8 protein-coding genes and 1 pseudogene are annotated in these 9,624 nt (G+C 49.5%); 4 read left to right on the top strand and 5 right to left on the bottom strand.

Translation table 11 applies throughout. From position 1 onward, the window contains the following. The 4 genes and pseudogenes from C7R94_RS27185 to C7R94_RS27170 all read right to left on the bottom strand — a co-directional run. Positions 1-439, bottom strand: a pseudogene (locus C7R94_RS27185) (acetate kinase); the annotation flags it as partial. 63 nt (positions 440-502) lie between these two features. Further along, positions 503-1,006: a VanZ family protein gene (locus C7R94_RS27180; RefSeq protein WP_106785723.1), complete on the bottom strand. Its 504-nt coding sequence runs from the start codon at positions 1,004-1,006 to the stop codon at positions 503-505. A 112-nt stretch (positions 1,007-1,118) separates the two neighbouring features. Next, positions 1,119-4,367: an efflux RND transporter permease subunit gene (locus tag C7R94_RS27175; RefSeq protein ID WP_106785722.1), complete on the bottom strand. Its 3,249-nt coding sequence runs from the start codon at positions 4,365-4,367 to the stop codon at positions 1,119-1,121. After that, positions 4,360-5,607, bottom strand: a complete 1,248-nt coding sequence (locus C7R94_RS27170; RefSeq protein ID WP_106785721.1) for an efflux RND transporter periplasmic adaptor subunit — start codon at positions 5,605-5,607, stop codon at positions 4,360-4,362. Before C7R94_RS27170 ends, C7R94_RS27175 begins: the two co-directional genes overlap by 8 nt. Positions 5,608-5,872: 265 nt before the next feature. On the opposite strand from C7R94_RS27170, the gene C7R94_RS27165 reads away from it, so the two are divergent. From C7R94_RS27165 to C7R94_RS27155, 3 genes are all read left to right on the top strand, one after another. Then, positions 5,873-6,565: a CoA transferase subunit A gene (locus tag C7R94_RS27165; protein WP_106785720.1), complete on the top strand. Its 693-nt coding sequence runs from the start codon at positions 5,873-5,875 to the stop codon at positions 6,563-6,565. A 46-nt stretch (positions 6,566-6,611) separates the two neighbouring features. Further along, positions 6,612-7,268: a CoA transferase subunit B gene (locus C7R94_RS27160; RefSeq protein WP_106785719.1), complete on the top strand. Its 657-nt coding sequence runs from the start codon at positions 6,612-6,614 to the stop codon at positions 7,266-7,268. Between the two features lie 99 nt (positions 7,269-7,367). Continuing rightward, positions 7,368-8,132 (top strand): alpha/beta hydrolase, encoded by a 765-nt coding sequence (locus C7R94_RS27155; RefSeq protein ID WP_083995192.1) that lies wholly within the window; start codon positions 7,368-7,370, stop codon positions 8,130-8,132. Here the strand turns inward: C7R94_RS27155 and C7R94_RS27150 are convergent. Continuing rightward, positions 8,110-9,324: an MFS transporter gene (locus C7R94_RS27150; protein ID WP_106785718.1), complete on the bottom strand. Its 1,215-nt coding sequence runs from the start codon at positions 9,322-9,324 to the stop codon at positions 8,110-8,112. The two genes, C7R94_RS27155 and C7R94_RS27150, sit on opposite strands and share 23 nt — an antisense overlap. 124 nt (positions 9,325-9,448) lie before the next feature. Between C7R94_RS27150 and C7R94_RS27145 the strand changes: the two genes are divergently transcribed. Continuing rightward, positions 9,449-9,624: helix-turn-helix domain-containing protein (locus C7R94_RS27145; RefSeq protein WP_146142824.1), on the top strand; the 176-nt coding region annotated here is incomplete at its 3' end.

The raw sequence follows: 9,624 nt of genomic DNA, 5'->3' as shown, positions 1-9,624 counted from the left end.
CGTATTGCTCGTAGTATTCATAAGGCAGTGCGTACAAATACGAGGATGGTGGCATCGTTTGGTGGAATGCTGTATCAAAAACAGCTACGTGAATCAAATCAGGAAACAGACTTTGAGCAACTTCAATCCCGGTTAGATTAATGGGGTTATGAAGCGGGGCGAAACGGGAAAGGTTACGAATTTCTTCTTTTACTTGGTCATTGACAATAACGGACTGCTTAAATGCTTCTCCACCGTGGACAACACGATGGGAAACGATATCTATCGAATATTGTTTGAGGGATTCAAACACTCCCCGAATAGTATCTTCATACTGGTCACGCTGGATTTGCTCCAAATAATCATGCGCAATCAATGTCTTGGAAGGCATTTCATAAAGCTTGTACTTCACCGAAGAACTTCCGCAGTTCAGTACAAGGACATTCATTTTTTCTACCACGATCTAATCCACTCTCCAATCGTTCATCACAGCCTTCTCTCCCCCATAGGATGGATAGGCTTCCTATATTTTATAACGATGTGCTCTTCGTGAATACAGGTAATTGAGAGCAATTATCAACAACATCGTGACAGATCCAGATGCATCGAGCAAAACATCCTGCACCATTCCGGTTCGATCCGGTGTAAACGTCTGGTGCCATTCATCCAGAACAGCCGTCATCACACTGCAAAAAGCGCTCCAGGGCAGCGCTTGCCCAAATGAAAGCTGCTGCGAAAACACGCGATACCAGCTAAAAGCCAAGAGGGCAAAAACAGTAAAGTGTGTCCCCTTCCGTATCAGGAACTCTATAAAACCAGCGGCTCCCTTTTCTTCCAGGCTCACATCCTTGCCACCGTAAGGAATGGATATGTCGCCTATACGGTTTTGCAAGCTCTGTTCGTCCACTAGCTTGTCTATCGTCCCTCGCATGTCTTGCTTGGCGTAGGGCTGTGAAGAAGAAATGAACAATCCGAGAAGAATAGCAATCAAAAGCAAGTAATCCCATACTTTCCGATATCGACGCACGTGTTTGCTACCCCCTGCTTTCGATTCTTCTTTCCTATCTTACCATGACGCATACCTGGTTAGTCGGTTACAGCTACGTGAACGATTGAAAAGGAAAAACGCCAACCTACTTTTAGCGGTTGGCGTCATGTGTAGAAGAAGAAAGAGGCAGGAAGTCCTCTTGTACAGGCACATACTCCCGGGAATCGCGGTTCGCGGCTTCGGCTTGCCCTGTTTTTGGTAAGCGGGCCTGTTCCCGTTTTCTTTCTTTGAAGTCGCGGCGACGTACTTGGTTGTTTTCCCACCAAATCCGCAAATGACGAGCGAGGATCGGCAAGGACATCTCAGAATGGGCAGCCTGTCTTTGCACAGCTGCAAGCTGCATCCCAGGAAGGAGTGCCATGGTGGCAAAAGCCCCCATTAGTATGCCAAACAACAATACGCTGGCGAAGGACGCAAACGAATCATTCCCATTACCCAAGCCCCCAGCAAGCGGAAGGCTGGCTAACGCGATCGCCAAATATATCCCCGCTTGATTGAGCATGGTGCGTTGGGCCCCCAGCTTGATACCGTCCCAAACTCGCTCCTGTTCCGCTTGGGCCTTGCACAGCTCATCCATCGTAAGAAGTGCCTGCAAAACGATGACAGCAATGGCAGCCACCATACCATAGAAGCTCATAATGTTCATCGGTCGATCCAACCACAGCAATCCCAGCGCAAAGCCTCCAGACAAGACTGGCAAGAGAACGAGGGCAACTAATCCATCGCGCGTTCTGCGTTGCAAAAGCAAGCTCGTGACGAGTACGAGGGCAACCAGACTGCCAATCGTCAAAAACCGGCTGCTCCAATCAACCTTGTTGAGCTTTTCCTCCTCCAATTTCTTCAGCTCATTGTCGTTATATACCGTGTAGCCTTCGGGCATCGTCACCTTTTCTTGCATGGAATAAGGAATGATGTAAGACCACAGCTCAATTCGACTTGGGTCTGAGACGGCACTGCTTACCTTGAAGACATACAGTCCATCTTCCCGTTGATAAACGGGCGGCTCGCTGCCGATCGACCAATCTACCAGCTCAGATAATCGCACCGTTCCTTGTGATGTTCGAATTAAAATATTTTTCACTTGATCCGGATAGTCCATCCACCCGTCAGGGAATCGGACGTGGATAGGTACCTGACGCTCATTCCAATAGACACTGCCAGCTGTTTTTTCTCCCAAATAGCTCTCCAGTTGTCTCTTGATCTCCTCCTGCGTAATTCGGTAGCGTGCCAGCATCTCTTGTTTTGGTCGAATATCGATAAAGGTCCCCTCTGCACCTGAACCAATTCTTTCATCTGTTACAAGTTCTCGCCCCTCTTTATCCTTTGCACTCTGTTTTTCCATGAATGCCAATACTTCATTGGCAATGTTCTGTGTCGTTTGCAAGGATGGTCCCATGATCGTCAAGACGAGACGAGTTGCCTTATCTTTATTAATGACTAGCGCAAACGGATCTGTCTGAGGAATATCTCGCAGCTCTTTGTCCAGTACTTTTTCCAACTCTGAGACTGATTGCGTCCAATCGTATTTGTCTACGAGCTTTAGTTGAAAGCTCAGATTCTCTTCGGAGGCAATTGTATAGACATCCCGAACTTCGTCAATGGCGAGCAAACGCTCCTCAGCTATTTGTGCTGCCCGCATGGCCTCATCGATGCTGCTTCCCTGCACCATTGGCAAAGAAAGCGACTTGTCCCCATAATCAAGTTTGGCGTACGGATCTACAAGAATAAATGACTTGAGCAAAAAGACAAAGACAAGCGAGGCAACCAGTGTGATTCCATAAGGCAAATACCCTTGTTCCACCAGTCGTTCCCAGCGATTTTGAAAATAACTTGTCACTTTATTGGCGGCCCGTGGTGTTTCCTCCTCTACTCGTTCGGAAGCTTCCAGCCACGTTCCGGTCAGGACCGGCGTAATAAATCCGTAGACAAGAATAAGAGCAAACGTCCCCAGCAACAGAACGGGCCAAGCATCGTACAAGACAACCTTGTCTTCTGCCTTGAGGAAATCAGTGAAAACGACACCTGTCCAACAGGCTGCCACTACCACAACCGTGAGCAAAAACGGCTTCATCAACCCCCACGCCACTTGCAAACAACGAATAAACGAGTATGAAGGCAACCCTGAAAACTGATGAAACAACGAAGAGCCTGCTCCTGTGAACAGTAGTGAAAACAACACGAGTGGTCCAAGCGTGGATAGCGTCAAAGGGATTCCCCAAAGCCACATGCCTCCAAGTACACTGCCGACCGCTAAAACGTTTGCCAAAAGCGCGAGTACAGCCCCTGTCCATTGTTTTCGGGTCAAATACAAAAAGAGCGAACAGATGACGGCAGTTAGAGCAGCCAGTGTTCCAAGCTGTCTCAATGCGGCAGTGATTGTCTGCGCGTCATCACGAAACAAATCGAGGCGGTATTTGCCACCCGAAGCCTGATTCAACTCACCAACCGCTTCTTTTACTTGCTTGCTAATTACAGGCAATTGCCCGACATCTGCTGCGTACACCGTAATTCCTAAGGCAGGCGAGCCTCGATACATCCCGATTTGTTCGCCTTTGCTCCCACGTCGATCACGAATGTCAGCCAACGTATGTAATGGCACGTATCCTTTATCGGTGGAGATCAAGTACTTACCCAAATCTTGCAGCCCTTCCAATTTACTCGTCCATTGAATGATGGTTCGATCCTTATCAGCTCCAACAGAGCCAACTTCTTCCCCAACTACATCTGTCGGCAGTTGTGATAGAACATCAGCAGGTGTGAGGCCGTAGGCGAGTAGGATGGATGGTCGGAAAATGATATCTACCTGCTCCTTCAAGGCTTGCTTGTCCATCTCGATGCGAGCGATTCCAGGCAGATTAATCAATTTGTCGTAGACGGTGTTTTGGGCAACGTCAGACAAGGTCTGCAAGTCCGTGCCGTACAGGACATAAAAACCAATTTTGCTATCTGCCAGATTGCTTTGACTGACACTCCACTCCTGCACTGGCAGCTGCTTCGTGATTTCTCCCAGCTTCTTTTCCAACCGTTCCTTGTAATCCGAACCGATTTGTTCCGATGTTTTTACAGTAATAACTGCCGACCCTGTCCGAGATTCGGAAGCAATCGTAAGCACACTGCCCAATGACCGTACCGATTCCTCTACTTTTCTCGCGACCGATTCGTCTACCTCCGCAGAGGAGAGCTTGGCTGCTGAGAGATTGATTGTGTATTCAGGCACAGACCGATCCGGAAACGTCTTAATATCCAGCCACAACCAGGCTCCCACCGCAAGTAGACAGCAAATGACCGCCAGGATGCGGGCGAAGGAGGGGATAATCGATAAAAATGTCTTGTTATTCATCCGCCACCTTCACCGCCTCACCATCCACTACATACGACAAGCCTGAAGCAACAATCTGGTCACCAGGCACGAGACCTTCCACTACTTCATAGAAGGTTCCTTGCAGTGCCCCCACTTTGACAAACGTCTTTTCCACTGAATTTTCGTTGATTTTCATGACGTAATATTCTTCATCAGAGACACCGATGCTACTAACAGGAACGAGCGCAACATTTGACGCTGGCAATGGATACTGACATGTGACAGTCATGCCACCCTTCCAAGCTACATTCTTGCCGTCTACGGTCACCTCGACTGGATAAGACCCCAGGTTGGTATCCATAACAGGTGAGACAAACGTCACTTTTCCTTCTGCTTCACTGCCGTCTGGAGCTTTCACCTTTACCACTTTACCTGCCTGCCAATGAGCGATTTGCTCCCTTTCTACTTGCAGCTTGACAAGCCAGGAGCTCGTATCGACCATTCGAATGACCTCTGTCCCAGGTCCAGCTTGCTCCGACGCTGTCTTGGAGATTGCTGCAACCACGCCTGTAAACGGAGCTTTGATCACCGCATCAGCCGCTTCCTGCTTCGCTCGGCTCAATTGAACATTGGCCTGCTGGACGCTTGCATTCGCTTCTTCGATATCCAGTGGATCGGCGCCATTCAGCAGGTTGTTGTACGCCACTTGTTCTTCTTCCAGACTCAGCTCAGCCTGTCGCAGTGCAGAGGCCAGCTTGTCTTTTTCATCTTTCGAGATGGCTCCATTCGCATATAAAATCTCAGCTTTGGTGAGCTCGTCGCGAGCCTTTTGCATCTGTTCTCTCGCTTTTTCTACCTGCAGCTTCTTGGTTTGCACCTCATGACTCTCCGGCCCCTTGGCAGCCTTTTCCCGCTTGATCGCAGCACTTGCTACCTGTCCTTGGGCTGCATGAATTCCTTGCTGCAAGGCCGTTCCGTCTAATGTCGCCAATGTCTGCCCCGCCTTGACAGTGGCTCCTTTTTCAACAAGAATGCCTGAAATTTTGCCTGAGGCACCAAATGATAAAGCCAGCTCCTGACGCGGCGCCACTACACCTGCCACTTCCATCAGTCGCTCATCCTTGCCGTTCTCCACTGTATACGCACTTACCGTTTTCACCTTGATGACCGTATCTTCTTTCGTTCGTTTCAGACTTGAGACATCCTCATTTAGCTTTTCGCACCCTACGAGCAGCAGGACCACAACCGTGAGACTTATCCATTTATTCGTATTTTTCATTCCTGCAACCCCACATTTCCCCTGAATCTTCCTAATACTAACCAAAAAACGACGAATATTGACAAAATATATTTTACAGAAAAAAATGGTATAGTTGTACTACTTTTCTGTCATTTTACATTATTTTTTATAATCCAAATGTCTCGTCACTTGTTTGTAACTCGTATCTAGTATGATAGAAGGGCAGGGAAACGGGGCATCTGCACTGACCCTATTGTTAGCGCTTACACAAATCCTTTATCTTTTCAAGCTGGGAGTGATCGTCATGGCCAAAATTTATACTTCTTACGCGGACATCGTGGCTGATATTCACGATGGTGCCACTTTATTAGTGGGCGGCTTCGGACTGGTAGGAATTCCGGAGAATCTGATTATCGCCCTGCGAGACAAAGCAGTGAAAAACTTGACAGTTGTCTCAAATAACTGTGGGGTAGATGATTGGGGACTCGGTCTCCTTTTACGCGAAAAGCAAATCAAAAAAATGGTCTCCTCTTATGTGGGTGAAAATAAGGAATTCGAGCGTCAATTTTTGTCCGGTGAGCTCGAGGTCGAATTGACGCCACAAGGAACGCTGGCGGAGAGAATTCGTGCAGGCGGAGCTGGTATTCCGGCATTCTATACCCCAGCTGGAGTCGGCACACCTATCGCTGAAGGACGGGAAACGCGCGATTTTGCTGGGAAAGAGTACCTGCTTGAGTATGGCATCACGGGTGATTTCGCACTGATCAAGGCGTGGAAGGCTGACAAGATGGGCAATCTCGTCTTCCGCAAAACAGCCCAAAACTTCAATCCGATGATGGCAGCAGCCGGAAAAATCACCATCGTCGAAGTGGAAGAAATCGTAGAGACAGGTGAACTGGACCCTGAGCATATTCACACACCAAGTGTCTATGTGCAACGAGTGATACAGGCACCGTCGTTCGAGAAGCGCATCGAACGACGCACTGTCCGCTCATAGAGAGCAAACGAGAGAACCGGATTACATTCAAGGGAGGAAAACACAGATGTCGCTTACACGTGAGCAAATCGCCACTCGTGCCGCCGGGGAAATAGAAGATGGCTTTTACGTAAACTTGGGGATTGGAATGCCCACGCTCGTCGCCAACTACATCCCGGAAGGAAAAACGGTCGTTCTCCAATCGGAAAATGGCTTGCTCGGAATTGGCCCTTACCCGACGGAGGAAGACCTCGATCCTGATCTCATCAACGCCGGAAAAGAAACGGTTACGGCTATTCCGGGTGCGGCCTACTTCTCCAGTGCTGAATCGTTTGCGATGATTCGCGGCGGCCATATCGACCTCGCTATTTTGGGGGCAATGGAGGTTTCTGCTGCGGGTGATCTCGCAAACTGGATGATTCCTGGCAAAATGGTCAAGGGCATGGGCGGTGCCATGGATCTCGTCCACGGCGCGAAAAAAATCGTCGTCATCATGGATCATGTCAACAAGCATGGTGAGACAAAAATCTTGAATGAATGTGCTCTGCCACTTACCGGCAAGAAGGTAGTCAACCGTATCATTACGGACAGAGCTGTCATGGACGTGACACCAGACGGGCTCGTCCTCGTCGAAATAGCAGAAGGCTATACAGTGGAAGATATCCAAGCCTGCACGCAACCTACGCTCCTTATCTCTCCAGAACTGAAAACGATTGGGCTGTAACCTATTTTTCAGGTACAGAACCCCGCTAGTAAATAGCCGACTTCATCGCCGCAGCGTGAAGTCGCTTTTTCTTTCCTTTTTTGCTTAGTGTGGGCACACTTGCGCGGTCGCCTCCTCCTCACCTTTTCGTATATAATATGGATGATCCATCAAATTTCCCAGTATTTGAGAGGAAGAGATTCCATGTCAGGAACAGTCGGATGCTTACTCATCCATGGATTTGCCGGAGACATCAACGATATACTCCCACTCGCCAAAAAGCTTCGCGAGGCTGGCTATCAGGTGGAATGCCCTACCTTGGAGGGGCATGGGACTACTCGTCGTCACATGGCAAAAAGCACCCGCCATGACTGGCTGCGCTCGGCAGAAGAAGGCTACAAGCGACTGGCCATGCGCGCTGACACCATCGTGGTCATCGGTTTTTCCATGGGGGGGCTGCTCGCCTTTCACTTGACGACGAAATACCCCGTCGCCCTGCTAATTACCATCAACACCCCTTATAAATATTGGGATGTCAAAGAGGCGATGCACTATTTGCGCGAGGATTTCTCTACCCACTCCAAACGCTACATACATGGCATCGGCAGAATCCCTTTTAGCAGCATGCTGCAATTTCGCAGGCTGCTGGCAGAAACAAAGCCGCTTTTGCCTCAAATTACGACCCCTTATGTCCTGCTGCAAGCAAGGCGAGACGATACTGTACACGCCGTGAGCGCACAAATACTCGCAACCAGTGTAGACGAGTCTGCCTCCCCGCAAATCACCTGGTACGAGCATTCGAACCATATGCTGCTGCACGGCCCGGACAAGGAGGCAGCCATTGCTCACGTCATGGCAACCATCAAGAAGCGCTTTCCATCTTGACCAGCTTTGGTCGCCACAGCCATACAAGACCAACCAGAAGCAAAATGAGCGCTATTCCGATGTACACCAGACTCAGACCTACGTGTTCATCCAGCCAGAAAGCAAGGAGCGGCCCCAACGCAGCGCCCAAATCACTTAAAACTGAATACCCTGTCATTACCACTTGGCTGTTGGCCTGTCTCGCAGCTTCATCTGCCGCAAGGGTATCCAGCACGGTCGTGATAATTGTCGCGGTCAGCTGGATGCCGAATAAAATCGCAAACCATAGCACAAGCGAAGACGTTGCCTGCAACGCGGCAAACAGAACGGAAGCGACTAACAACGTCCCGACGAATAATTTCGTCCGGCCATGCCTGTCCGACAATTTGCCTACCAATGGGGCAGCCCACGGCTCCCACCCCCAGCGAATACCTTGGATCACACTCGCAATCACTGCTGCCCCCAGCACGACTCCGCCAATCATGATGAGCGGTTCACGTACTTCGATCACTCTGCTTAGCGTGGAGGTAAATACCCCCTGGTACACCATCGTCACGAGCAATCCCGTCATCAGCGTCAACAGCACCTGCGCCTGACTCCACAAGCGTTTTCCTGTATCCATCTGCTTCACGTCTTTCGATTGCTGACTGGTAAAGGAAGGACGTATATAGCGAAAAACAAGAACGAATGCAAACAAAGAAGGTATCGCAAGTGCGATGGAGGCAACAGAAAGCCCGTACCAAGAGGCAAACAGCGCTCCGACCAGCATACCGCCAAGACTGCCCAATCGATACAGTCCGTTGTACAAGCCCATGAGCTGCCCGCGATTATGCCCTTCGGAAACGCTCACGATCAAGGAATACGCACCTAGTCTTAAAAACGTCCAAGCGACTCCCCACAAGCATCGCATCAGAAACCACAGCCAAAAGCCTTCCAAGCTGTACGAAAGTGTCGTCAGAAAAGCCAGCACTACTGCCACAATCAAACCTGTGCGTCCGCCCGAGCGCTCATACCATTTTCCAACAAGAGGGCCGATTGGTACACGGATGAAGCGGTTCACCGCAAGCAATACCCCCACTTCCCACAACGATGTTAATCCTGCCTCCTTCCAGAAAAGAGGAAGCACTACATACAGCATCGAATCTCCTATCATGCATAATGCTGTCACCAGTGCGACTGCCACGACTTGTGTCTTTCCACTGACTTCTCTCATCTCCTGATCCTTCTCTCTACTCGTTTTACGTCTTTCTGAGCTATACCTTACGCGCAATCACTCATCATTTCTAATACATCTTTATCTATCACTCATAAATAAAAGTTATGAATCGAGGTACAGGATGAACTTACATGCCCTTCGCATTTTCGTAGAAGTAGCGTCACGAGGCAGTGTCACAGAAGCAGCAATCGCACTCTCGATCAGCCAGCCTGCCGTAAGTGCCCAAATCCGCAGGCTTGAAAGTGAATTGGGCATGACCTTGCTCATCCCGAATGGTCGCGGCATTTCTCTCACCTA

This window comes from Brevibacillus sp. NRRL NRS-603 (assembly GCF_003013445.1).
GTDB lineage: Bacteria > Bacillota > Bacilli > Brevibacillales > Brevibacillaceae > Brevibacillus > Brevibacillus formosus.
Note: the sequence above shows the minus strand (reverse complement) of the source record. Positions and strands in the feature narration are given on the sequence as shown.

Excerpts from the sequence above, each read along its gene's own strand:
- C7R94_RS27175 (WP_106785722.1), bottom strand. The coding sequence starts at position 4,367 with ATGAATAACAAGACATTTTTATCGATTATCCCCTCCTTCGCCCGCATC.
- C7R94_RS27170 (WP_106785721.1), bottom strand. The coding sequence starts at position 5,607 with ATGAAAAATACGAATAAATGGATAAGTCTCACGGTTGTGGTCCTGCTG.
- C7R94_RS27165 (WP_106785720.1), top strand. The coding sequence starts at position 5,873 with ATGGCCAAAATTTATACTTCTTACGCGGACATCGTGGCTGATATTCAC.
- C7R94_RS27160 (WP_106785719.1), top strand. The coding sequence starts at position 6,612 with ATGTCGCTTACACGTGAGCAAATCGCCACTCGTGCCGCCGGGGAAATA.
- C7R94_RS27150 (WP_106785718.1), bottom strand. The coding sequence starts at position 9,324 with ATGAGAGAAGTCAGTGGAAAGACACAAGTCGTGGCAGTCGCACTGGTG.